This is a genomic window from Xenorhabdus sp. SGI 60 (assembly GCF_056632175.1).
Genome location: NZ_CP196860.1, coordinates 3,575,225 through 3,599,359, shown reverse-complemented (window position 1 = coordinate 3,599,359; position 24,135 = coordinate 3,575,225). Strand labels below are relative to the sequence as shown.

The following is a 24,135-nucleotide window of genomic DNA, read 5'->3' as shown; positions in this document are numbered from 1 at the left end:
TGTCTCCAACTCTCACGCTCCTTTTTTCAAGAGGAGCGAAGCTTAAATGGAAAGTAAAGTTTATTAGGAGCAGGTCAGGTTGATGACCGAAAATCGGAAATCTCAAAAAGTGCGTGAAACATAAATGTATATGCTTACAAATAAACAACTGCGTTGAAACAAGGAATCCGGTAACTCCGGATTCCTTGTTTTAATGGTTACTAGCAATTCGATATAGTTGCCTAATGTAGTGGTAAAGATTACGAATGCTGCTCAGTCGTTGTAATTATTTGTTGCTGCATGGGGTTATTTGCTTTTGCATAGTCGAACGGTAAGATAGCTTTTCTCGGTTTTGTATCGGCTCAGATCTGTTCTGGCAGTCACCGTTCCGCTCCACTTTCCTCTAATTTTCCAGCACCAACCGGGCAAGCTTTGCAAAAATCGAACTCTTACTGCTCTCGCCGCTCTTGAGCATATCCAGGGTAAAGCTATTGAGGTAAACGCCAGCTAACGGGTGGTTAAATACATCCACGGCATTGCCCTGGGCATCCCATATCAGTAGATTTTCCACTAGCTTAGGCCGCGCAATTGAAGGATTTGTAGGTTGAGCGTCGCTCACCAGGATAAATACTCCATTCTCATGTGGCTGCAGGTAGGTATGGTGATGCTTCATTTTTTGCGATTTGGTCAGCGGGTCGTGCTTCGAACGGCCTGGTGATATCAGATAAGGCAATATGTTTTGATCAGATTTTGCCGAGCGAGTAATGGTGTACTTATCAAAATTATCCCCTTTACGTTCCGCCAGCTCTTTTTCTCGCTCCTGATAAGCGTACAAATCGACGACATTAAGTTGAGCTGGACCAATCAGGCGCGGCACGCGCACGCTGTTGTAGGTGGTAAGTAGAACATCTGCAGCGTGGTCGTAAAGATAAAAGCTTTTGTCGAATACTTTTTTTAATCGTTCCAGTGGGGGATGTTCAACCGATAGCCAGTCTAGTTTACCTTCAGTGATACCTGTATTTACCACCTTAAGATGGCCGCCTTCTACTTTCAGTTCAACATGCCCAAGCAAGGGGAAATTGTTTTTCGTATTACGTACCGCATAGGCAGTATAGTGGCCATCCGTCAGGTCTGGTAGTGAGATGTGGTGTTCATTGAGTAAGCTCTCTTTGAACCACAGCTCGGTTTTTGTCCGACGAATCTTGCTACTTAGCAAGTTAACTGCCGATTTGAGGCGGCTACGAGGCTTTGCAAGATCAGCTTTGTATTGGTTAGGATTATTTACTGACAGTTCATTAATAAGGTCGATTGCATCCAGTAATTTGCAATCAATGTTCATACCTTGCAAGACTACGGGCAGAGGCCTCTGATGTAACCATCCTTGCAAGCGAGCTAGTTTAAGCTGGGTGTAGGTATCCCAGTCGAGTTCAGGTTGTTTCCGGGCAGCATCAAATACAGCATAAAAATCACTGTACTCAGCAGATTCATCATCTTGCTGACGGATGCTGTTGCTCCGTTCTTCATCTACTGTGTTGAGTACCAGAATGGAAGTATTGGCCGGCAACTCAGAAAAACCGGTTTGCTGAGAATGTTTAAGCGATTCTAGCGGCCATAGTTGATATCCAAGAAATTGGGAGGCTAACGCGTCAAAGAAATAAGCTTCTTGCGTGGCGCTGAATTCGACGCCGTTGTTAACCACCAACAAAGTGTTAGCCAGATTTCGATCGAGGTCGGTAATGAACTGATTGACTTCGTGGGTGGCCTGAAACGGGATGGGGTAGTGTGAAATTTCCAGCTCTGTAAGGCGCTCGCAGGCTGCATTCATTACCACATTATAGGTGTAGGCCTGGCATTCACCATAGCCGCTGCGTTCACGGAAAAAGTCCAGTTTGCTATCTCGAGCATCGAGTTTGCGCTTGGCTTTGAGCCGACGATTATCGATATTAAACCACACGCTGGTATCATCCAGAGAGAGGTACAATTCATCAGCTGGCTCAACCAGGAATTTTTGTTTGTGCAAGGTAAATGCGAGCTCTTTATGTTCCGAAGCATAAACGCCGAGTTCGAATGCCTCCATCACGCCGGTGCCGCTTTTCTGCGTGATGGGCTGACTCAGGCGAGCATTGAGATAGAGCGTCGAATTAAAATAGGTTGGCGATACTGAAAAACGCTCACGGGCTTGTTCCAGCATCACCATTTTCAGATGCAAGCTGAACAAGCCCTGAATCAGGCGAGACAAGTCGTGGTTTTCGGCGATGAGTTGCTGGCAAAGCTTTTTAATGCGTTCTGTCAGCGAGAGATAAGCCGAACTGTTTAGTGCAGATGCAGGAGCTAAGAAAAAAAAGACATGCTGGTAATTGGGTAAGCGATGTAGCTCATATTTTACGTCCTGATTGGCCTCTAGCCCAAGCTTCTGCCGCACACAAGATTTAACCTCCTGATGAATACGTGCATAGTAATCAGCGGATTTTTCTTTTCTTTCTTTAATGAAGCGTTGAACCATAAAGTCTATCGTATATAAATTAGATATTGGGGCTAATAAACGTTGAACTGTTGTCAACTGATCTTCTTCAAGCTTGATCAAATTGGTGCGGGCAATCGGGGTATCTGTCAGTTTATTCAGATTAGGGATCATGAAAATTTTCCTTTAGTCGGCAACTTTTCTATACCTAGAAGGGCTTGTAACATCGGATTAATGTCCAGAGTGGTGCCTAGTTTCGATTTTTCCAGAGGACGTCCACTCTCTCGATTTTTGGGTTGATAATACTGATAGTCAGTTTGAAACAGATTGAGGTAGTGGATCGTGTGATCAGCGTTATCCTGCCACATCAAATTATTGGGATTCTGGCTGTAGGCGACATTCAGATAAACAAACCGAATGCACTCGTAACGACCAGCTAACGCGGCCTGTAGCTGTTTCTGCCCCTCTGTATCAGCCTTTTGGCTAGCGATATTTCGGATCTGGCGAATCTTATTGCTACTTTTCTCAAGCGCTTCCTCTGCCCGCGTCAAATCGTCCAGATGAGTCGCCCAGCGCTTGACATCGACACATATCAGGTCATCACCCACTTCAATAAAGCGGTCAAAGAACTCATATACCAACGGTTCAAGGCGCTCAAATACTTGCTGGTCGGAGAGTGGGGCAACACCATAATTTTTCAGTACCTTATCAAAAAGATATTCTCCGACGTTACCTTTGAGCAACGGAACTAGCATGGGGTTGGGCACCCATTTTTCGAATGCTGTTTCCTGGAGCCTTGCGCATTCACGAATCAACTCACCGACCAGATTGCCGGAATAGACATCGTTTCTATACTGCGGGAAGATGGTTAGCTCTGGTCGGTATTCCCTGGCACCTCCAACGAAGTCCGACAGGGCGGAGTAATCGCTGTGGGCAAGTCCATCCGGCCCGCGCTTGTGACAAAGTAAGATGGTTTGATTGTCCTGCTGGCGATGAATAAACAGGACGTTGTGGATAGACTGCATTTGCCGATTGGCAGCATACAGAGGATTGGCTTGAAGTTTTGCCAGCCAGCGCTCTGGATTAGTAAAGGATTCAGGCGCGCGGAACAAATTACATAATTCGAGATATTCGAGATTACCTGCGCGTACCTGATTTATCCAGCCAGTTTTCAGGACTCGCTTGTGAACAGTATCTATGCGACGACCATTTGCTATGACAGCCTGCTCAAAAGTATGTCGCTGTCCTTTATCACTAAATGATTGACTCTGAATAAGTTTTTCGCATTCCTCCATGAGGCGGTGGTTAAGCAAGGACATGCTTTCTGATACCACCTCGTTGCCGCTATCTTCACTGAGAGCGGCGAACTGAAATGCAACATTACGGAACACGTCGCGGGGTAAAAAGATTTCTGTTTTCAATAGAGTGTCGCGGCGCTCGACTCGACCTACGGCTTGTACGGCGACTTTGAACAGACTCATATCATGTTCGGCCATCAACAGGCGATAATTTTCACCTTGGGCGAAATTAACGCTGAAATCTGCCAGCTTGTGGACGGCAATATCATCATCGGCGTAATGTTTAAGAACGGTAACATAGTTAGGCAATGTATTGAAATTTGCGCCATTGCCCTTCACCTCGCTATAATACGATGAATTGATTAACACTAAGCGTTGAAAATCGACATCCAGACGCGGCGCATTCGTATCATTAATATTGCCGTCGTGGTACTTAACGAAGTAGTTGAGACCGGTGCCCGCGCTGTTATAGGTACTCATAAATACCAGCACGGTGTTGCTGTCATCAATATAGGTTTGACTCTTAATATCTTCGATATTAGCCAACGGTGAGTCGAAGAACACCAGACGGATAGTGTGACGTTCTGGAAAGGGAGTAAAGGTCAGGATCTGGTCATGCTTCTTACTGTTATCCGTTTTTTCATCGCACTGGGATTTCATCCCGTACAGCTGACGCCACGCTGTACGATGAGTGCTCCAGGCACGAATAAAGGCTCGCTTAAAACCTCCTGAAAGTGACAGAATCAGGCTGTTTCTACCCTCGTAGGCAGCAAGCAATAAAGCTTCCAGTTCTCGGTGGTACTGACGCTGCTTATAGGGATTTTTCAGAGTGTTTTCCAGCGGTTCCTTCAGTGCTTTAAAAAAGTCGTTATACACCTTACGGAAGATCTCGCAGTTTTGGTGGATATCGGTCAATGCCGGTAACTCATCATCAAACACCTTGAACTTGACGTCGCGAATACGGGCCCGTAGTTTGCGCAGTTCCTTGAGCATATCGATATCTGCCATTTCGCGTTCAACAACCCGGTAGCCAAGGTCGTGGCTATAGCGTTCCAGGAAGTGACGACTGAAGTTACCGTTTTTGGTGTGGCTAAAACCGCTGGTTGCACTAAGTCCTACTACTTTATTGTGAGTGCCAGTGAGCAAACGCAGTAGCATGGCTTCGGGCAACTCTTGTACCAGATCCATCTCGAACGCCAGAATTATTGTGCGCTCTGCCCCCGCATTGACGTAATTTAGTTCGGCTACCGGTGTCATCGTGAACACGGTTTTAGGTTGCAGATAAGTGTAGAAGTGATCAATCAACAAATTTTCATCGGTGGTGCGATCAAAGATATGGCGTACAACACCAGCTACATTATTGGCTGCGTCAACAAACTGACCTAACGGCGTGTTCTGACTGCTGGAATTATCCTGGCCGCCATTTTTCACCCAGCGCTTAAAGTGGCGGTTGGTGATTTGGGCGCATGCGACAAGGATGACGGATACCAACTGGAACAGATCGTGTAAGGTGGGGTTAGTATCACTGGTATCATTTTCGACTTCGTAATACAGCTCGGTACGCGTTATGTCTCCTTCGCTGTTGCGCATACGAATTCGTTTAAGCCCCTCTTCATTGACGTACATTTTAGCGTTGAAGCTGAAGACGTTGCGGGTAATTGAGATAATACGTTCGGCGGCGTCGCCGTTGACTTCAAATGCTCCTAACTGGTCCCGAAACATTTCCAGTATCGCTCCCAGCGTCACACCGGATGAAAGTTCGCATTTTTCTTCCAGTAACTCGCGCAGGGTGGCGATGAATTTGACCATTTCTTGCTCAAAGGTGGTTTGAGCTTCTTTGGGCTTGTTTCGGTGCTCCAGACTACATACCGCGTTGTGAATACGTCCTGTTACTGAGATAACGTGCGCCAGGTTGTTTTCCTGTTTAACCAGTTTTACATGGCATGTTTCTTCAAGGCGAGTGTAGGCTTCATGAAGTTCATCAATTATCACTGTAAAGCGGATATTATTTCGGCGGAAAGGGCAGCCTGGATTGCGTCTGAAGTGTTCGTCGCGAAGATAGGCTACTTGCCTAGCATGACCAGTAGCCGCAACGGTGCTGATCTGCGGATCTTCTGGCTTCAGCTTGCCGCCAACCAACAAGTCAAAACCCACAGACTCAAAACGCACGCCTTCACCTCGTTGGCGAGGTGCCAGGCGATAAGTTGATGTGTCGAACTTGTTAGTGGTCATTAACAGCACAGACGGGCGGTACTGGCAAACTTCGAAAGGTAACACCTGCTTGATAAGCTCGAAGTAGACTTCGTGTACGCTCATTTTTGACGAAGGTTTTCCCTGCATAGCGTTAAGCTCTCGCTTTCTACGAGCAAGAAGTCCGCGATGAATGTATTCTTTAATGGAAGTTTTTTCACTATCCGAACCAAATAGTGATTTACAGGCTGACTCAATCGTATTGCGGATGCTGTGGCGGCAGTTTTTTAGCTGCTCTTCGAGCATTTCCCTGTCGTAGTTGGTATCCTGGGAACTGTATGTCGCCAGCTTTTCCAGTTGCTCTTCACAACGATCGACTTGTGAGACAAGATAATTGAGCGAACGCATAGCAACCTTGATAAGGGCGCTGCCTTTCGCCCCTTCGTACCACTGAATATAGCGGTCGCGGTTTTTTAGACCGGATGCCCAATCCATAAAGTCGAGGTCGGCAATATCCTTACGGGCAAGAACGCAAATGAACTCTCCTCCAACTGCCTGAATTCTGTTTTTCTGGCTGCTGTCCAGGTCGATTTGTGATTTTTGCGGCGATATGAACAGCAGGTTGGTAAAGCCACCTTCGGGAAACAGATAACCTGGCTTCTGGGTTTTAGCAAAGCGCTCCAGATATTCGACATACCCCTGAATCACACCATAGCTTTTGCCGAATCCCGTGCCGTCGGAACTGAAGATGACCTCAGCGCCATCACGTTCATGCACGTGATAAAGTTGGGAAGCCCGGGCGCGACAAGTGTTAATATCTTCAATCAGCTTTGCGTCAGGAGTTTGGCTGGATATAAGGTCTTTCAGATTATTATCGATAGTTTTCTCTCCAGTACGTTCATATTTACGGTAACTATTGATGGTTATTTGGCCGCTTTCGATCAGAACCTTTTCCACTTGCATTGGGGCAAGGTGCAAATCAGTCGCGATTTCACTTATAGTATCGGATAGCGGCTCGTGCGGATTGCTAACAGTAAAGTGGTTTAGCGCTGCTGCAACGGTATCTGGATGCAATGCTTTCCTGAGCGTTGGAAAGGTGAGGCTGTAATCATAGAGCACCAAATCATTGTTTATCAGGCAGCGGAAGGGTTGTTTTTCTGGGCCAACGCCAGTTTGCCCGGCAAAGCCCAGAATACCGGCATCTTTTAGGCGAAATAACAGCGCTGGGGCATCGCGGTCAGGTGAGGCAAATGCAGTGTGGAGTTGCTGGCTAAATGGCATCGTGGCATTCAGCCGTTCATGCCTGGCCAGTGTGGAAAAGTGCTGGCGCACTAAGGTTAACAGCTTACAATCTTCCTCAATAGTCCAACTTTTTCTCATTTTTCTACCCCTTAATATAAATATTCCCGCAACCACTCTGTCACTTGTTCAACATCAAAAGCGCGTAATCCATACTCCTGTGTCAGCAATGCCTCTGGTAAGAACTCATCATATTTTTCGAGGCACTTTTCAGCGATGCTTACGGCAAACAGGATTCTAATGGCAAACCTTCTTGAAGTGCGTTGGATAACGCCTGTTTAACCTCCGCGACCGTGGTTTTTTTCAACTTCAATCACACTGGCAAATGATCTCGCTTTAAGACCGCGCTGGATAAGTAATGCCGACAACGTGTTTACTCGCCCAGATTGGGGAGAATGTAGACATGCTGCCCCTGCTAAATAAAACATTCCGAAACCAGATTATTGTTGCGAAAACAGTGCAGCCCCTCATCAAGCAGGCCTCTTGTAGCGGAGTTGGCAAAATCGGCCTTGCGATCGCCAACGATGATGCGGTAGTCGCCTTCTCGATAAATGGTGAGCATTTCCTGGCGGACGACATCATGAATGGATATCTCACAACCCAGCGGGAAAATAAATCTATTACCACGGTCAGATAGCACCATCCCTCTGTTGTACGAATATACGTGATGTCTCCGCACCAAGAGGTATTTGGGCATAGTGGGGCAAACTGTTGCCGCAAGAGATTCGGCGAAGCGGGATGGCCTTCACCGGCCGGACGATAACGGTGAGCCCCCGGTTGACAACTTTTGAGACCACATTCCCTGCATCAGACGCCGGGCCAGCCAACGTCCAACCGGTTTCCCTTCATGGGTCAGCAAATGACTCAATGTCCGGCTGCCTATCGCTCCGCATCTTTGGTTATACAGTTCACGAACCCGGATGCGCAACTGCATAGCTCGTGTCGACAGGCCGTTGTCGCCAGTCATAATAGGCACTGCGTGACACTTGAGCATCTGACATAATTCCTTGATTGCCCATGAGGGCTCAGCCGTGTGATCAACGCATAGCGCCACGACGCATCTCGCTCATCAGCACGGCTGCCTGCTTTAGGATTTCTTTTTCCATTTCCAGACGTTTCACCTGTTTTTCTAATGCCTGTCTCTGGCGTTGTTCAGGCGTCAGGGCCTTGCCTACAGGCGTAATTCCCTGCATTTCGGCTCTGTATTGGCGAACCCATTTTCCCAGGGTGCTGGCATCAATCCCCAGTGAACGGGCGACTTTAACAACCCGCTGCTGATGGAGAACAACCTGTTGAACCGCTTCCAGCTTAAATTCAGCGGAATATTGATGTTTGGTGGGTTTCAATTTCATCGTCACACCTCATTGTCATGTTAATAACATTAGCAGGATTATAAAGTGTCTGGGATTATTATACCATATATGGACGCCCCAGTTGTGCAAGCACTAAGTTATACGGTTTGCGACCATATATCCGGCGTCATAATGGAAAAATTATCCGCGCCATGATGTCATCCGCACCCTGTTTCCTTCTCACTACATCGGTATATCACTACCTTGTATAAGAACAGGCTATTACAGGGACGGTAGCCGTTTTCTCATCAGTGTTTGCAAACTCGATAATGCGTCTATTTTTGTTGCTCAATTAATTAATAGTAAAAGCTTTTTCCATATTAAAATCCACTTCATCCCGCAGAACACGTCAGATAATCCGGGTCAGTTTGTTGGCTAAAGCGATCGTGGCTTTCATAAACCCGCATCGGGCAATCAGTTTTCTCAACCATTCTCCTAGACAGTCATCACGATTTTGGACACAGCGCATCACTGCACGAGCACCGTGGATAATTAACGTTCGGAGATGACGGTTTCCATTTTTGTTCAGGGAAGACAGCCGGTTTTTTCCACCTGAACTGTGTTGTCGGGGAACCAGGCCACACCAGGCAGAAAGTTGCCGGCCATTGGCAAATTGAGGCGCACTGACTTCACTCACGAAGGCTGCCGCAATAAGGGGACCGACTCCGGGGATTGTGAGCAGATAGTGATAACCGCTTTGCTGACGGGAAAGTGCCGCTATTTCATTATCCATTTCATGAATGCGAATGTTCAGATTCCGTAGGTCTTCCCCCAAAGTATGAAGCAAACGTCGTAGTGCAGAGGACAGCTCATGGCTCTCCTCTTCTAGATAATGTCGTCATAAGATATTTAACCAAAGAACAAGACAGCGGATCTGAACAGCAGCAAGAAATGAGGCACTATTTTTGGCATAACGGGTCGCTATACCCCGCCAGCGTTTAAGATGAAGAAACGCATTTTCAACTAAATGCCTGAGTCGATAGAGGTCCCGATCATATTCTCGTTTTACTTTGCGATTTTTTCGGTCGGGAATTTGCGCTGCCATGCCTTGTTTTTTTGCTTGTTCAACCACGGTATTACTGTCATAACCCCGATCCGCTAATAAATGTTCTGCATCTATTCCGTCAATCAAGGCCGCAGCTTGTGAGCAATCCGCTGTGGGACCGCTTGTAATAAGCGCTCTGATCGGCATACCATGCGCATCCACGGCCAGATGTATCTTTGTATTGAGCCCCCTTTTGTGCGCCCCATATCCTGATTGCCTCCAGCCGCCCCTGCGGCATGGGGATGAACCTTAATATGGCTGGCATCAATCATCAGCCATTCGAAATCGGGTTCAAAGATGAGTTCTTCAAGCAGTCCTTCCCATACGCCTTTGTCCCGCCACCGACAAAAACGGCGATGCGTATTTTTCCAGTCGCCATAATCGGGCGGTAAATCTCGCTAGGGTGCGCCTGTCCGTAAAATCCAGAACACGGCATTAATAAATAATCGATTATCATAAGCAACACGCCCCCAGGCCCCCTTACGCCCCGGTAGGTGAGGTTCAAGCAAACTCCAAATATGATCGGAAATATCGTGACGGCGGTGTACGGGTGTGCTCATGGTTAAGTCATCCATTCATGTAATATAGAGTTATTATTACATGAATTTATTTATGACGACACTATATAGAATCTCAGGCAGGTACTGTTGCAGTTTCTGAATACCAGCAGGAACGATCACCCCCTCCTCAGCGAGGAAAGCCCGAATCTGGTTGGCGAGTGCGGTACGTTGTTCCACCATGAGTGTCGGGCACTGCGCAGTGCCTTGATATCTTGCTGTTCCACCGTCTTGACCGGAACAAAATGGATACCGGGTCGGCACAAGTCTGATGATAAATCCCATCGCCTGAAGGGTTCTGCCCCAATAGTGAGAAGTTGCACAGGCCTCCATAGCAATGAGGGTTCCTGACGAAAAAGTGCGCACAGTATCAAGCAATTTTTGCCGTGAAATTTTTCGGTTCGAGGCGACAGAACCGTCCTCCATCCAGACACAGACTTGAAAAACGTTTTTGGCGAGGTCAATGCCAATGACTTTAATCGTATTCATGAGATGTTCTCCCGAAATTCAGTGCATCGGAAAAAAAGATGGCACTATTTGCTGCTGAAAAAGGGGACGTCCATCACATCACTACAAGTTGTATTTATCCTGGCCGGATGTAGTGTATCTGGCGGTAATATTGTTGCCGGCAGCATTACTTTTGGGGATGGTGGTCGTGATCACCACCTCGATGTTTAAAAAGTATCTATGAGAGTCGGCGCTGGACGATGGCAGACAAGCCGCATCGCGGCGCGTCAGTCTGGTCATTAAAGACTTCTTTCAACCATCGCAATAATGACTGAAAAAAGTTCGGTTTCTGCCTCAGTTGCAGTAATATCTCCGTTAGCGGCTGCATAAGATAAAGCTTCAGCCGCTCCCAGCATTGCCCAGAGACGTGCTGCGGTAATTTTTCCGCCTTTGGTGTATGGCATCAGTGTTATTCTGCATTTTTCTACGAAAAGCCGTGCATATTCGCGTTTGATCTTTTCGAGTTCAGGTGAGCCGGCTAAGGCGGCAATAACACTGGGTATTTCACGCCCCTGAACAAGCACACAATTGATGTAAGTGGATGCAATAACCGCGGCTTTTTTTTCCAAAGTGGGTTCACTTTGTTGAATAGCAATGTCCATGATCTCAGTTTGGTTGCTATCAAATGCAATGTACAGTGCTGCCAATAGACCAGAACGTGTACCAAAATGGTCATAAACAACCGGTTTTGTCACACTCGCTTTTTTAGCCAGCCTGCCCAGAGTTAGCGCCTCTGTTCCTTCGTCCCTAATGATCTGCCAGGCAATGGCGATTAGCTGCTGATAGCGTTCTTCTCTTGTGAGGCGAACACGTGTTTGCGAATTAGCCAGTTTTGGATAGGCTTTGTTGCTTGACATATTTATATACCAAAGGTAACTTACTGATGGTAACCTACTTTTGGTATATAGATTACGCTTGTCTTTTCTCATAATCAAGAAGGAGGCATTTGGTGCACGCACTTATCGTTATCTCACACCCTATCTCTGACTCTCTCAGTGGTCATGTGGCTCAATATATTGCCGATGGAATCACGCAGTCAAACTCCGAAAATAGTGCCGAGATTGCCGATCTTGCAAAAGAAGGATTTGATCCAAGCTTTACTGAATCGGATATTGCGGCTTTTTACAGAGAAAGTTTACCTCCAGCTGATGTCATTGCTGAGCAGTCACGAATTGCGCTGGCTGATGCGCTTGTCTTGGTCTATCCCGTCTATTGGTGGACAATGCCTGCTTTACTTAAGGGGTGGATCGATCGTGTGTTTTGTCATGGTTGGGCTTATAACGAACATCCTGATGGAAGACTCGAAAAAAAACTCCAGCATCTTCCGGTACATTTGGTTGCTATTGGAGCGGCTGGTAGAGAGACTTATTTAAAACATGGTTTTTGGGAAGCTATGAGAACACAGGTTGATCATGGCATTTTTGATTATTGTGGTGCCCCTGTCATCACTTCAGAATTACTGCTTCATCCTGAATTAAAAGAGACAAATGCGTATCAAGAAGCTGCATACAGAATTGGTCGTCGTATTTTCATCATGGCTGACGCTCCAGAAGCATAATGTCCGGTTAACTCAGAATCAAAGCCAACTTTCTGCCATGCGAGTGTTGATGAACTGAGTCCTGCCTCATGAGAAACCGCTGCTAAGGTTGTCCCGCGTTTGCGCAATGCGGCGATGATATCGGCCTGATGCCAGTCGTTTTGAACATTGTTATTATTCATTCCTGCTACCCCTTTCCATTAATTAATATTGATGGTGGCGATTCAGACAGGGTTAGCAGACCGGAGTACCCACCGGCGAGGCCGAAGCCTCCCCCACCTGAATCACCATTGAAAGGGTGATAGCAAGCGCACTGGCAGAAATATCCTACCAGTGTTTGGGTAATCGAATGGTAGGTGCCCCGAATTATGCCCTTCGCTGCATCTTGATTGCAACAGACGAAACTAGACGTAAAAATAAGAATGGATGTTGATTTTGCTGGATTTAGCAGGAATTGTTTGACTGGGCTGGACTTCACTGGAAGTTGAAGTGGTGCCCGGACTCGGAATCGAACCAAGGACACGGGGATTTTCAATCCCCTGCTCTACCGACTGAGCTATCCGGGCTAACGGGGCGCATTAAACCGTATTCAGCCAAATCCGTCAAACACTTTCTGCGAAAAAACCACGAAAGATGATTGATTGGTGTATTTTTATACCAATCTGGTGTGGTAATTCAGCTAATGTCGTTTTTTATTAACTTAACGCCCCATTTTTTCGGCATTTTGCGATGGTTAGAATATCTTGAGCCAAAATTTTCGCAATGATCACATCTTCAAGGTCTCTTTTCACTAATAGCTTACTGAGACATCCCTCAAGGATAAGTTCCATCTGTTGGGCAACTTGCTTACTGTCGTCAATATCAAGTTGTTGTAATAATTCTTCCGTGTAATGGAAAGAGTTTTGTTTTTGTAATTCTGCTAATTGATGGATTGGATGGTCAACGTCAGGAAAAGCGCTGCAAGCAGCGATAAACAGACAGCCTGGATAACGTTGTTCTTGTACTTTTTCCTTGAGAGCGTCGTAGCGTGCCAGTAATTTTTGCTCAGGATTTAAGGATTCATCCAATAGAGTTTGACGCTGCCAGATTTCAATTTGCTGACTGTGGTAGCGCAGGCAGTCGTAGAGTAAGGCTTCACGATCAGGCCAAAAATGTTTTATATGGCCGGTATCAATATCGAAAGGCGTTAAAAGTGTCTCCAGTGTCGCTGACAGGCCATGTTTTTCCAATAAACTCAGGACATGGCTCAGTACATATTCACGTTGCACAGTGGTTCTCCTTCCAGATTATTTTTATTGTCGATGTTGTAATTGTTTTACATGCTGGTTAAAACGTTGAGCATCCATGAATCCATTGATTCGCTCACCGGTTAGCTCTTTTCCTTTATCGAAAAACAAGATAGTGGGGAGTCCCAGCACTTGCAGTTTTTGCAACAATTCTTTTTGTTTTGGGGCGTTATCCGTGACATTTGCCTGTAACAAGAGGAATTGACTTAATTGTGCCTGTACTTTTGGATCACTAAAAGTATATTTGTCAAACTCCTTGCAGGCTACACACCAGTCAGCATAGAGATCCAACATAGTTGGTTGATGATGATTTTTAGTCAGAATTTGCCTTAACTCTTGCCAATCAGAGATTTGTTGAAATTTTAAAGTGGCTTTTTGCTGTTCTGCCGCAGGGCTTCCCCATACCCAATTTTGCAAAGGACGTGAAGCGATAAGTGCCAGAGCCAGTAAGATAACTTGTAAAGTTCGTACCCAGCCGTTTTTGCTGTTTAAGGTTAATGCGAACGCCCAACCAAGGAAAGAAACGGCCAATAGGCTCCATAATCTTATGCCCCATGTGTCACCAAGTACGCGTTCCAGCAGGAAAACGGGCAGAGCCAAGATAATGAATCCGAAGGCTTCCTTGACGTATTGCATCCACGGGCCACTGCGTGGCAGGAGTTTGTGACCAAATAGTGTGACAGCGATAAGCGGTAAGCCCATTCCCAAAGCGTAGAGGTACAAAGTTAAGCCACCGACCAATGTATTACCGCTTTGGGCGATATAAAGCAAAATAGCACTGAGCGGTGCGGTAGTGCAGGGAGAGGCGATTAACCCGGCTAAGGCTCCCATCACGAATACGCCAATGTAAGAGCCACTTTGTTGTTGGTTGCTCCAATCCGCGAGGCGAGTTTGGAGTGAAGAAGGAAGCTGTAAGGTATATAGCCCGAACATGGATAAGGCGAGCAAAATAAACAGCACTGACAGCCCGACGAGAATGTAAGGATTTTGCAGGGCAGCTTGAAATTGCAAGCCAGCCGCTGCGACGACCAAACCAAGTATTGTGTAAGTGAGCGCCATTCCCTGAACGTAACTCATGGCGAGCCAAAAGATCCGTTTCAGGCTTTCAGGACGTTTTTGACCCAAAATAATGCTGGAAATCAGCGGATACATGGGCAGTATGCAGGGAGTAAAAGCAATACCAATGCCAATTAACAACGCCCAGAGTGGCGAAAAGGGCACATCATGGGATTCAGATGGGCTATCTCCCTGTTGCAAAGGTGCTTGTAAGGAGCCGTCTTCTTTATTTGTCGCTATATTGGTTGGTGTCGCGGTTTCATTGCCTGATAGGGTCGAGGCAGCAACGGCTTGCAATGGTACGCTTAAGGTTTCAGGTGGATAACAATAACCCGCTTCTGCGCATCCTTGATATGTGACCTGGAGAGAGCTGGCGTTGGTGGCAGACAGAATGGGAACATCAATCCGTGTCGATTGAAAATAGACTTCTGTCTTACCAAAAAACTCATCTTCATGATCTACGCCTTTGGCGTACGTAATTTTACCCAATGATGCTTCTTGATTGGGAATGATATTGAACTGTTTTCGATAAAGGTAATAACCGGGTTTGATATCCCAGTTTAGCGTGAGTTTATTTCCTTTTTGCTGAAAATTAAACATGAATGCCTGATCAGCAGGAAGGTAGAGATTTTTCCCGGGTTGCTCAAACAGTGCGCTAGCTTTGTTAGGCGACAGAGCGATACCGCTGAACAGCAGAAGCAACATAAGAATACGTTTCATCATAAGATAATCTTTAGCCTGCCTGTATCGTGGATTTGATCCCTAATATTAAGACAATACAGAGTTTTTTACAGGAAAAGATGTGGCTGGAAGATTTCAGGGACTGGCACGCCCCTGAAATAATGATGTCAAATAATCGAAATTGTGAAGTTATAAGATCATTCCACCAAACAGAAAACCGAATGTGACCGCCAATACAACGGCAAGAGTACCCGGAATAAAGAATGGATGGTTGAAGACAAAACGCCCGATACGGGTGGTTCCGGTATCGTCCATCTGTACGGCTGCAACCAGTGTCGGGTAGGTTGGCAGGATAAACAGGCCTGAGACCGCAGCGAAAGAAGCGATCGCGGTTAATGGCGTGACATTCAGTGCCAGAGCCATTGGCATCAATGCCTTCGCTGTTGCGGCTTGTGAATAGAGCAAGGCTGAACAGAAGAAGAAGATGACTGCCAGCAGCCACGGTTGGGCGTGAATTAAACTACCTGCGGTTTCTTTGATCCAATCAAGATTGGCCTGTACGAAAGTATCCCCCAGCCATGCAACCCCTAAGATACAGATACATGCACTCATGCCTGCTTTGAAAGTGCTTGAGTTCAGGATGGCATCGGTATCGACTGAGCAAATAATGGTGGTGAGCGTAGCGACACTGAGCATGATGATCAAAATCGCATTTGTGGTATTCATCAGAGGTTTTTCAACCAGGCCGACACTTGGACTATTAATAATCGCATAAATGACAACACCAACAACACCTAGCAGGAACAACAGAACAGAGCATTTTGCTTTGGGTTTGATTTGAATCTGGCTGGCACCACGCATTTTTATCAAGCCCTCTTCAAGGCGTTTTTGATAAACAGGATCATTCGACAGTTTGGCATCAAAAAACCATGAAATAATGAATGACATGAGGATGATGGCGCAAAATGTTGAAGGCAGTAATACCATTAACAGGTGGATATAGCTGATGCCTTGCCCTTCCATAGTCGATGCCATATAAACAACCGCCGCAGAAATAGGTGAAGCAGTGATCCCGATCTGGGCAGCGACAACGGCAGTAGAGAGTGGACGACATGGTTTTATGCCTTGCTCTTTGGCAACTTCTGCAATAACAGGCAATGTTGCCAGTGAGATGTTCCCCGTACCTGCAAATAACGTCAGAAAATACGTGACGATAGGTGCAAGAACTGTGATGTATTTGGGATTCTTGCGCAGTAATTTTTCAGTTTGTTGAACGAGATAATCTAGTCCCCCAGCCACTTGCATAGCTGATATCGCAGCAATAACGGCCATGATAATTGAAATAACGTCAAATGGAATACTGCCTGGTTTAACACCAATGGCGGCGAGGACGAGAACACCAATCCCACCAGCAAAGCCAATACCTATTCCCCCTAGCCGTGCCCCTAAAAAAATGGTCAGCAGAACAATAACCAATTCTACGGCTAACATGTTAAATACTCCTTCATTTATTTAGTTTTATGAAAATCTATAGTTAATAATTTGTGTTTGCGGAAAATTAAAAAGGCACGCTTCCGGTTGGAATAGCGTGCCTTAATAATTAAGACGAACTCGTTATTATAATCATTTAATTAGTCATCAAAACGTTTTGCTTTATAAGTTGGATGTTTTAGGTTCTCAACAGAGAAAATATCATCTAATTCAGCTTCGGTCAGTAAACCGCGCTCAAGCACGACTTCACGGACGCTCTTGCCTGTTTCAGCACAGATCTTACCCACAATATCGCCATTGTGGTGACCAATAAATGGGTTCAGATAAGTCACGATCCCGATAGAGTTGAATACGAAGTTTTCACAAACTTCTTTATTGGCAGTAATGCCGCTGACGCATTTTTCAACTAAATTACGGCATGCGTTGTTCAGGATAGACATAGATTCAAACATAGCCTGACCAATCGCAGGTTCCATTACGTTAAGCTGTAACTGACCGGCTTCTGCTGCCATAGTGACACAGATATCGTTACCGATGACTTTGAAGCAAACCTGGTTAACAACTTCTGGCACCACAGGATTAACTTTCGCTGGCATGATGGAAGAACCCGCCTGCAATTCTGGCAGATTAATTTCATTCAGGCCAGCACGAGGGCCGGAAGAGAGCAGACGCAAGTCGTTACAAATCTTGGACAGCTTAACGGCCAGACGCTTCAACGCGCTGTGAACCATGACGTAAGCGCCACAGTCAGAGGTGGCTTCTATCAAATCTTCTGCTGGTTGGCAAGGCAAACCTGTGACTTCGGCCAATTTTTCAACAACCAGTTTTTGGTAACCTGGTGCAGTATTTAAGCCAGTACCGATAGCGGTAGCGCCAAGATTCACTTCCAGCAGCAGTTCTGCCGTGCGGATGATGTTTTTGATCTCTTCTTTCAACAGCACAGAAAAAGCCCGGAATTCTTGGCCCAGTGTCATGGGGACAGCGTCTTGCAGCTGGGTACGGCCCATTTTCAGGATGTCATCGAATTCAACGCCTTTTTTGTCGAAGCCCTCTTTCAGCAATTCAATGGAATCAATTAAGTGCATCAGGGAGTTATAAACAGCAATGCGGAAACCTGTAGGATAAGCATCATTGGTTGACTGGCTTCTGTTTAGGTGATCATTTGGGTTCAGGTACTCATATTCACCTTTTTGATGTCCCATCAACTCCAGGCCGATATTTGCCAGCACCTCATTCGTGTTCATGTTGAGTGAAGTACCGGCACCACCCTGAAAGACATCAACAGGGAATTGATCCATACATTTGCTTTTAATGAGAACTTCATCACATGCTTTGACAATGATATCTGCCACTTTTCCAGAAATAGTATGGAGTTCTTTGTTTGCCAGTGCCGCAGCTTTCTTTACCATCACCATGCCGCGGATGAATTCAGGCACACTGTTTATGGTACGGTCACTGATATAAAAGTTTTCAATCGCACGTAGAGTGTGAATACCGTAGTAGGCTTCAGCAGGAACTTCTCGTTTACCTAACAGGTCTTCTTCGATACGAATGTTGTTTGACATGAGAACCTTCTTAAAATTGGATACGTTTTTTGACTGTTCTATTACGTGTTTGTTGAAAAATAATGTTGCCGAAAACAATTTCCCTGATATTAGACACTTATCATGAAATTGCTGGCGCGATCATATGTGGATTTGTGAGAAATGCCTTGAACCTAGATCACTTTATAGCGCTATTTTATTGATGAAATAACATATGTGTGACTAAGGTCACGATTATGGAAAAAGAAAGTTAAGAGTTTGAAGTATTGAAAACGGTCACGATTACCCCCACATGTGTTATCTAACACCATATTATGTGATCTAACCCGATATTAGGTGTCACACAGAGTGTGAATGATCGAATAGTGTGAACCTTCAATAATAATGAAAGGAGAACCACGTGCGTTGGCTCCCGCTTATCCTTATATGCCTTCTGGTTTACATCGAGTCTGTCTTGTTTGTTCGGATTGCCTCTGAAGTTGGGGTCTTGTTGACTCTGTTATTGGTTATTCTTACATCTTGTCTTGGTGTATCCCTCGTGCGTAATCAAGGCATCAAGAATTTTATCTCTATGCAGCAAAAACTCGCCGCCGGTGAGAGTCCTGCGGGAGAAGCTGTTAAAAGTGTTTCTCTAGTCATGGCTGGATTTTTGCTGATATTGCCCGGTTTCTTCACCGATTTTCTCGGATTACTGTTGTTATTGTCTCCCGTACAGAAACTTCTGACCGCGAAGTTATTGCCTCATATTAAGTTTTACCGTCCGAATACTTTTTATGGTTCCGGTAATTATAGTCATTATAATGGCGGTTCTGGGCAGAACGGAGAGACTTTTGAGGGAGAATATGAGCGTAGGCAAGACGGCGACTCCCGTATATCGAATGACCAAAAATCCGCAGAGCAAAAGCATTATGGTGAGTCTGGCAGTGAGCGCAATAAAAAATGATTGCCACTGTGTTGGCTGAGATTTCAGTGAGTAAGAAAAAAGTAAAATATTTTTGTTACTCACCCTTGAAGTCATGATCTCAAGCCCCAATTTGTAGCTTCATGATACTGGTTCTGTTGGGTTCTGGTATCAATCCTCTTACCTGATATGGACTTTATTTATAGGAGATCTATCGATGAAAATTCGTCCATTACATGACCGCGTTATCATCAAGCGTACAGAAGTTGAATCAAAATCCGCTGGCGGGATTGTTCTGACTGGTTCTGCTGCGGGCAAATCTACCCGTGGCGAAATTTTGGCCGTCGGCAATGGTCGCATCCTTGAAAATGGGGAAGTGAAGGAGCTGGATGTAAAAGTGGGTGATACCGTCATTTTTAATGAAGGTTACGGCGTTAAAACAGAAAAGATCGATAATGAAGAAGTATTGATCATGTCTGAAAGCGACATTCTGGCAATTGTTGAAGCGTAATCATTGAAAATCTTATTACGCTTAGATCTTCTTAATTGAACGAATTTAAAGGAAAGACACAATGGCAGCTAAAGACGTAAAATTTGGTAATGATGCTCGCAGCAAAATGTTACGCGGTGTGAATGTACTGGCTGACGCAGTTAAAGTCACTCTGGGGCCTAAAGGCCGTAACGTAATTTTGGATAAATCTTTCGGTGCACCTGTTATCACTAAAGATGGTGTGTCTGTAGCACGTGAAATCGAATTGGAAGACAAATTCGAGAACATGGGTGCGCAGATGGTTAAAGAAGTCGCTTCTAAAGCCAATGATGCGGCGGGCGATGGTACTACTACTGCAACCGTACTGGCTCAAGCTATTGTCACCGAAGGTCTGAAAGCTGTTGCTGCTGGCATGAACCCAATGGATCTGAAACGCGGCATCGATAAAGCTGTTGTTTCTGCCGTTGAGGAACTGAAAAAACTGTCCGTACCTTGCTCTGATTCCACTGCCATTGCGCAGGTTGGTACAATCTCTGCAAACGCCGACGAAACCGTAGGTAAACTGATCGCAGAAGCGATGGACAAAGTCGGTAAAGAAGGTGTAATCACCGTTGAAGAAGGTACTGGTCTGGAAGACGAGCTGGATGTTGTTGAAGGTATGCAGTTCGACCGTGGTTACCTGTCTCCTTATTTCATCAACAAACCTGAATCAGGTGCTGTTGAGCTGGAAAACCCATACATCCTGCTGGTTGACAAGAAAATCTCTAACATCCGTGAACTGCTGCCAGTTTTGGAAGGTGTAGCCAAGGCAAGCAAACCTCTGGTTATCATTGCTGAAGATGTTGAAGGTGAAGCGTTGGCAACGCTGGTTGTTAACAATATGCGTGGTATCGTGAAAGTTGCTGCGGTTAAAGCACCAGGCTTCGGTGATCGCCGTAAAGCGATGCTGCAAGATATTGCTACTCTGACTAACGGTACTGTTATCTCTGAAGAGATTGGTCTGGAGCTGGAAAAAGCGACTCTGGAAGATCTGGGTCAGGCAAAACGCATTGTTATCAACAAAGACACCACAACTATCATTGATGGTGTAGGTGAAGAAAGCGCAATTGCTGCACGTGTTACTCAGATCCGTCAGCAAATCGAAGAATCGACTTCTGATTATGACCGTGAAAAACTGCAAGAGCGTGTCGCTAAACTGGCAGGCGGTGTTGCTGTCATCAAAGTAGGTGCAGCAACTGAAGTTGAAATGAAAGAAAAACGCGCTCGCGTTGACGATGCACTGCACGCAACTCGTGCGGCTGTAGAAGAAGGTGTTGTTGCTGGTGGCGGTGTTGCTCTGGTTCGTGTTGCCAGCGCGATCTCTAACCTGACTGGTGACAACGAAGATCAGAACGTCGGTATCCGTGTTGCACTGCGTGCAATGGAAGCGCCAATGCGTCAGATCGTAGACAACGCAGGTGAAGAACCCTCTGTTGTTGTAAACAACGTGAAAGCGGGTAAAGACAACTACGGTTATAATGCTGCAACTGAACAGTACGGCGATATGATCGAAATGGGTATCTTGGATCCAACTAAAGTAACCCGTTCTGCATTGCAATTCGCAGCTTCCATCGCTGCCTTGATGATCACTACCGAAGCAATGGTAACTGAACTGCCTAAAGATGACAAAGCTGACTTAGGTGCTGCTGGTGGCATGGGCGGTATGGGTGGAATGGGCGGCATGATGTAATGCTGGCATTGCCCATCCGTTAGGATAAAGTCTTTAAAGGCGAGCAGGGAAAACTTGCTCGCCTTTTTATTGTTCCTATAACTAATGAGGGAAGTTATGCGAATTAAAATTTTATTGGGTGCGTCAATATTGCTGTTGGCAGGGTGCACAACAACTCATCAATTAACCTCCGCTGGTGCTAATGTGCGTTTTGCGGACACTCAACCAGGTAGTGAATGCCAGCGGTTAGGTGAAGTTACTGGCACTCAAAGCAACTGGCTCAATGGCGTTAGCAATGAAAGCAGTTCTATGCGTAGTGCAGCCAATGATTTACGTAATAAAGCGGCTGAAATGGGCGGCAATGTTATTTATGGGATAAATAGTCCCTCAGAGGGATTGCTGGCTAGTTTTGTCCCCCTTGATAGCAAAATGGTTGGTCAGGTCTATAAGTGCCCTTAGGTATTAATAGATGGGGTTAGTGGGAAAGTGGTTTGGGCAATGCCCAGAAAGAATTTCAGTTTCTGTGCGCTGCCCATTTAGAATAGCTTAATAATGATGGAATTAACCTAATCAGTGATCGATTGGCATAGGAACTATCACGAGTTATGTGTTAGGCCTAAATCCAGCGGGGTTTTGCTTGGCTCTCCACCAATTTCTCTGGTCAGGCTCGGAACCAGATAACCGGATACTTTAGTCAATAATTCTCGCATAATAGCTTTTGCCTCTTCATCGTCCACGAGAAAATGTGCGGCACCTTGGACTTTATCCAGAACGTGAATGTAGTAAGGTAATATGCCTGCGTCAAAGAGTGCATGACTTAAGTCAGCCAAAGTATCTGCATTATTATTGACATCACGTAACATTACGCTTTGATTCAGAAGTGTCACTCCAGCTTGTTTTAGCCGCATCATGCTTGTACGAAACGCTTCATCAATTTCATTTGCATGGTTGATATGGGTCACCATAATCACCTGTAAATGAGTTTGTGCTAAACGATTGCACAGCGAAAGCGTAATTCTCTCGGGGATCACAACGGGTAAACGCGTATGGATACGTAACCGCTTAATGTGTGGAATGGATTCAATGTGATTGATTAACCAATCCAGCTCATGATCTTTGGCCATGAGCGGATCACCACCAGAGAAGATAATTTCGTCAAGCTCAGTGTGTTGCTCAATGTAATTCAGGGCAAGCTGCCAGTTGTTTTTATTGCCTTTATTATCTTCGTAAGGGAAATGACGACGGAAGCAATAGCGACAATTAACCGCACAGCCTCCTTTGACCAAAAGTAAAGCCCGATTGCGATATTTGTGCAATAGACCAGGAACAACGCTACGTTGTTCACCTAAAGGATCATTGGAGAAACCAGGGGATATTGCAAACTCTTTCCGTGAAGTCAGGACTTGTAATAGAAGAGGATCACGGGGATCGCCTTTTTTCATTCGTGTTACAAATGCTCTTGGTACGCGCAGAGGAAACAAGCGTTTTGCTTCATTGCCTTCTTGCAATATCGAATGTGTGTTTAAGGATAATAATTGCAATAACTCATTGGGATCAGTAATAACATCCGCAAGTTGTTGCAGCCAGGCTTCTCTGACAGGGTGGATATGAGTTATAATATGTGCCATTTTTTGGCTAAGCCATTTTGTTAAAAATTAGAGGATCTCCATGGCTACTTATAGTACCAATGAATTCCGTTCAGGTCTTAAAATCATGTTAGATGGCGAGCCGTGCGCTATTCTTGACAGTGAATTTGTTAAACCAGGTAAAGGACAGGCATTTGCCCGCGTCCGTATTCGTAAACTGATTTCTGGTAAACTGCTGGAAAAAACTTTTAAATCAACAGATTCTGCTGAAAGTGCGGATGTCATGGATATCAACCTGACTTATTTATACAACGACGGTGAATTCTGGCATTTCATGAACAACGAAACTTTCGAGCAGTTGGCTGCGGATGCGAAAGCCGTTGGTGACAATGCAAAATGGCTGATCGATCAGGCAGAATGTATTCTGACTCTGTGGGATGGCCGTCCTATCGCTGTAACTCCACCAAACTTTGTTGAACTGGAAATCGTTGATACGGATCCAGGTCTGAAAGGTGATACTGCTGGTACTGGCGGTAAACCTGCAACCTTGAGCACCGGCGCTGTCGTTAAAGTCCCTTTGTTTGTACAGATCGGCGAAGTGATCAAAGTTGATACTCGTTCTGGCGAATACGTTTCTCGCGTGAAATAATCGCGTTTGTTATTCTAAAAAGCCGCAGCCTCTTTGTCCAGAGGCTGCGGCTTTTTTGTTATAACTCATTGGTTATTATCATTGCGACTATCAGATCGGGTAGCTATAATCCAATTTCATTTCTTATCGTTATCCCGGACGACCTGGATAAACGTCATCTCATCGGGGACGGCCCCACTTGTCATCATATAAAGGGAAAGACATGTCTTGGTTGATCCTTCTTATTGCTGGTTTGTTGGAAGTAGTGTGGGCAGTAGGCCTAAAATATACCCATGGTTTTTCACGCTTGGTGCCGAGTTTAATTACGATCAGCGCGATGGTGGTCAGTATGGGGTTACTAGCCTATGCCATGAAAAATCTACCGGCAGGAACTGCCTATGCAGTGTGGACAGGTATTGGCGCGGTAGGTACGGCGATTTTCGGCATCATGGTGCTGGGAGAATCTGCAAATTTCACGCGGATATTAAGCCTTGGCTTGATTGTGATTGGCATTATTGGCTTAAAGTTGGCGAGCTGAT

19 protein-coding genes, 1 tRNA gene and 4 pseudogenes are annotated in these 24,135 nt (G+C 45.6%); 8 read left to right on the top strand and 16 right to left on the bottom strand.

Translation table 11 applies throughout. The features are described from left to right. Positions 1 to 382: 382 nt before the first annotated feature. The 8 genes and pseudogenes from ACSJJG_RS17065 to ACSJJG_RS17030 form a co-directional block, all read right to left on the bottom strand. Complete coding sequence (locus tag ACSJJG_RS17065; protein WP_189761013.1) at positions 383 to 2,614, bottom strand: hypothetical protein; 2,232 nt, start codon at positions 2,612 to 2,614, stop codon at positions 383 to 385. Continuing rightward, positions 2,611 to 7,308, bottom strand: coding sequence for a hypothetical protein (locus tag ACSJJG_RS17060; protein WP_189761012.1), 4,698 nt, complete (start codon positions 7,306 to 7,308; stop codon positions 2,611 to 2,613). The genes ACSJJG_RS17065 and ACSJJG_RS17060 overlap by 4 nt, the downstream gene beginning before the upstream one ends. Before the next feature lie 255 nt (positions 7,309 to 7,563). Then, positions 7,564 to 7,947 (bottom strand): DDE-type integrase/transposase/recombinase, encoded by a 384-nt coding sequence (locus ACSJJG_RS17055; RefSeq protein WP_399478485.1) that lies wholly within the window; start codon positions 7,945 to 7,947, stop codon positions 7,564 to 7,566. A gap of 25 nt (positions 7,948 to 7,972) precedes the next feature. Next, positions 7,973 to 8,221: a hypothetical protein gene (locus ACSJJG_RS17050; protein ID WP_481090014.1), complete on the bottom strand. Its 249-nt coding sequence runs from the start codon at positions 8,219 to 8,221 to the stop codon at positions 7,973 to 7,975. A 43-nt stretch (positions 8,222 to 8,264) separates the two neighbouring features. Then, a complete protein-coding gene (locus ACSJJG_RS17045) occupies positions 8,265 to 8,579 on the bottom strand; it encodes a transposase (protein WP_481090013.1) in 315 nt (104 codons plus the stop codon). 349 nt (positions 8,580 to 8,928) lie between these two features. Then, positions 8,929 to 9,393 (bottom strand): annotated as a pseudogene (locus ACSJJG_RS17040) (IS110 family RNA-guided transposase); the annotation flags it as partial. Positions 9,394 to 9,417: 24 nt separating this feature from the next. Further along, positions 9,418 to 10,184, bottom strand: a pseudogene (locus tag ACSJJG_RS17035) (IS5 family transposase). Positions 10,185 to 10,250: 66 nt separating this feature from the next. Continuing rightward, a pseudogene (locus tag ACSJJG_RS17030) lies at positions 10,251 to 10,670 on the bottom strand (transposase); the annotation flags it as partial. An 88-nt stretch (positions 10,671 to 10,758) separates the two neighbouring features. Here ACSJJG_RS17030 and ACSJJG_RS17025 point away from each other — a divergent pair. Continuing rightward, a pseudogene (locus ACSJJG_RS17025) lies at positions 10,759 to 10,872 on the top strand (IncC plasmid conjugative DNA transfer DtrJ family protein); the annotation flags it as partial. A gap of 55 nt (positions 10,873 to 10,927) precedes the next feature. Here the strand turns inward: ACSJJG_RS17025 and ACSJJG_RS17020 are convergent. After that, on the bottom strand, positions 10,928 to 11,545 hold the full coding sequence (locus ACSJJG_RS17020; RefSeq protein ID WP_189758266.1) for a TetR/AcrR family transcriptional regulator: 618 nt from the start codon (positions 11,543 to 11,545) through the stop codon (positions 10,928 to 10,930). 92 nt (positions 11,546 to 11,637) lie between these two features. On the opposite strand from ACSJJG_RS17020, the gene ACSJJG_RS17015 reads away from it, so the two are divergent. After that, positions 11,638 to 12,246, top strand: a complete 609-nt coding sequence (locus ACSJJG_RS17015) for an NAD(P)H-dependent oxidoreductase (RefSeq protein ID WP_189758267.1) — start codon at positions 11,638 to 11,640, stop codon at positions 12,244 to 12,246. Here the strand turns inward: ACSJJG_RS17015 and ACSJJG_RS17010 are convergent. From ACSJJG_RS17010 to aspA, 6 genes are all read right to left on the bottom strand, one after another. After that, entirely contained in the window at positions 12,183 to 12,407 is a 225-nt protein-coding gene (locus tag ACSJJG_RS17010) for a helix-turn-helix domain-containing protein (RefSeq protein ID WP_223281563.1), read from the bottom strand. The genes ACSJJG_RS17015 and ACSJJG_RS17010 overlap by 64 nt on opposite strands. 308 nt (positions 12,408 to 12,715) lie before the next feature. Beyond that, a tRNA-Phe gene (locus ACSJJG_RS17005) sits at positions 12,716 to 12,791 on the bottom strand. Positions 12,792 to 12,920: 129 nt separating this feature from the next. Continuing rightward, positions 12,921 to 13,493: a division control transcriptional repressor DicD gene (gene dicD / locus ACSJJG_RS17000; protein ID WP_481090012.1), complete on the bottom strand. Its 573-nt coding sequence runs from the start codon at positions 13,491 to 13,493 to the stop codon at positions 12,921 to 12,923. Positions 13,494 to 13,517: 24 nt separating this feature from the next. Continuing rightward, positions 13,518 to 15,290 carry a protein-disulfide reductase DsbD gene (locus ACSJJG_RS16995; protein ID WP_481090011.1) on the bottom strand — a complete coding sequence of 591 codons (1,773 nt, stop codon included), beginning with the start codon at positions 15,288 to 15,290 and terminating at the stop codon, positions 13,518 to 13,520. 147 nt (positions 15,291 to 15,437) lie between these two features. After that, positions 15,438 to 16,739, bottom strand: a complete 1,302-nt coding sequence (locus tag ACSJJG_RS16990) for an anaerobic C4-dicarboxylate transporter (protein WP_481090010.1) — start codon at positions 16,737 to 16,739, stop codon at positions 15,438 to 15,440. 140 nt (positions 16,740 to 16,879) lie between these two features. Beyond that, on the bottom strand, positions 16,880 to 18,304 hold the full coding sequence (gene aspA / locus ACSJJG_RS16985; RefSeq protein ID WP_047766674.1) for an aspartate ammonia-lyase: 1,425 nt from the start codon (positions 18,302 to 18,304) through the stop codon (positions 16,880 to 16,882). Positions 18,305 to 18,683: 379 nt separating this feature from the next. Here aspA and ACSJJG_RS16980 point away from each other — a divergent pair, with 379 nt between their 5' ends. From ACSJJG_RS16980 to ACSJJG_RS16965, 4 genes are all read left to right on the top strand, one after another. Next, on the top strand, positions 18,684 to 19,226 hold the full coding sequence (locus ACSJJG_RS16980) for an FxsA family protein (RefSeq protein WP_481090009.1): 543 nt from the start codon (positions 18,684 to 18,686) through the stop codon (positions 19,224 to 19,226). Between the two features lie 175 nt (positions 19,227 to 19,401). Further along, on the top strand, positions 19,402 to 19,695 hold the full coding sequence (locus tag ACSJJG_RS16975) for a co-chaperone GroES (RefSeq protein ID WP_481090008.1): 294 nt from the start codon (positions 19,402 to 19,404) through the stop codon (positions 19,693 to 19,695). Positions 19,696 to 19,756: 61 nt separating this feature from the next. After that, positions 19,757 to 21,403: a chaperonin GroEL gene (gene groL, locus ACSJJG_RS16970; protein WP_481090007.1), complete on the top strand. Its 1,647-nt coding sequence runs from the start codon at positions 19,757 to 19,759 to the stop codon at positions 21,401 to 21,403. 96 nt (positions 21,404 to 21,499) lie between these two features. Then, positions 21,500 to 21,841: a DUF4156 domain-containing protein gene (locus tag ACSJJG_RS16965; protein ID WP_481090006.1), complete on the top strand. Its 342-nt coding sequence runs from the start codon at positions 21,500 to 21,502 to the stop codon at positions 21,839 to 21,841. A 137-nt stretch (positions 21,842 to 21,978) separates the two neighbouring features. On the opposite strand, the gene epmB is transcribed toward ACSJJG_RS16965, so the two are convergent. Further along, positions 21,979 to 23,010, bottom strand: coding sequence for an EF-P beta-lysylation protein EpmB (gene epmB, locus ACSJJG_RS16960; RefSeq protein ID WP_481090005.1), 1,032 nt, complete (start codon positions 23,008 to 23,010; stop codon positions 21,979 to 21,981). 40 nt (positions 23,011 to 23,050) lie between these two features. Between epmB and efp the strand changes: the two genes are divergently transcribed. Both efp and sugE read left to right on the top strand, forming a co-directional pair. Further along, the gene (gene efp, locus ACSJJG_RS16955) at positions 23,051 to 23,617 is read left to right on the top strand and encodes an elongation factor P (RefSeq protein WP_481090004.1); all 567 of its coding nucleotides are present in this window, start codon (positions 23,051 to 23,053) and stop codon (positions 23,615 to 23,617) included. Between the two features lie 202 nt (positions 23,618 to 23,819). Further along, positions 23,820 to 24,134, top strand: coding sequence for a quaternary ammonium compound efflux SMR transporter SugE (gene sugE / locus ACSJJG_RS16950; RefSeq protein WP_099133150.1), 315 nt, complete (start codon positions 23,820 to 23,822; stop codon positions 24,132 to 24,134). The last annotated feature ends 1 nt before the right edge of the window (position 24,135 follow it).